Origin of the sequence: Limosilactobacillus pulli, assembly GCF_947381555.1 — a bacterium.
Taxonomy (GTDB): Bacteria; Bacillota; Bacilli; order Lactobacillales; family Lactobacillaceae; genus Limosilactobacillus; species Limosilactobacillus pulli.
In genome coordinates, this window is sequence record NZ_CANCWQ010000078.1 from 1 (window position 1) to 739 (window position 739).

General features: G+C 41.3%; 2 protein-coding genes. Both read left to right on the forward strand.

What is annotated here, in order from left to right; genetic code table 11:
• Positions 1-78: 78 nt before the first annotated feature.
• Entirely contained in the window at positions 79-297 is a 219-nt protein-coding gene (locus QOS03_RS09205; RefSeq protein WP_408612096.1) for an IS66 family transposase, read from the forward strand.
• A gap of 27 nt (positions 298-324) precedes the next feature.
• Positions 325-519, forward strand: a complete 195-nt coding sequence (locus QOS03_RS09210) for a transposase domain-containing protein (RefSeq protein ID WP_283576191.1) — start codon at positions 325-327, stop codon at positions 517-519.
• Positions 520-739 lie beyond the last annotated feature (220 nt).

Consider the following 739-nt stretch of genomic DNA (forward strand, 5'->3'; position numbering starts at 1 on the left):
TGCAAATGAACATTGAGGCAATTATGCTGACCCATAATTTAGAAGTCATGGGAATGTTACAAACTAGCAACTAACGTCTTGAGGTATAAAACGCCGGTTGATAAAAAAGCGCAGCGACGAAAACTGGTCAAACCACTGTTGGATGCCTACTATCGCTTTATTGAAGGGATTGCTTATCCGATGCATAAGCTGAAAGACGCAGTCAAAAACGCCTTGAAACTTAAGGATCGTGTATATCAGATCTTTGAGATTGGCGAGCTGCCGTTAAGCAATAACTCGGTTGAGCAGAGCATCTGACCGTCGACCATCATTCGCAAAAACAGCTTGTTTGCGAAATCTACAGCCGGTGCGGAAGCCAATGCGATCTTCTATACGATCGTTCAGACGGCCAAACTAAATAATCTGGATGTCTTCAAATATCTGAAATTGATCTTTGAAGCCTACACACGCTCTCAGAACCTGGATCTGAAGGCTTATTTACCATGGAATCCAACCGTTCGGCAGATTTGCGGCAAATAAAATCACTAGGATAATGAAATGGGGCATCTCGCCAAGCGGCGAGATGCCTCATTTTTTCGTGTATTTTTCAACCCGTATCATTATGGTGTGCTTATAGACGGGTGTATAATGAACTAAGATTATTTGATGATAAGTCAATTTGGATACGCGATTTGCTAGTTCGTAACATTTAACAAAAAAAGCCTAACAAGGTTAGACTCAAAGTAGACTAAAAAAGGAG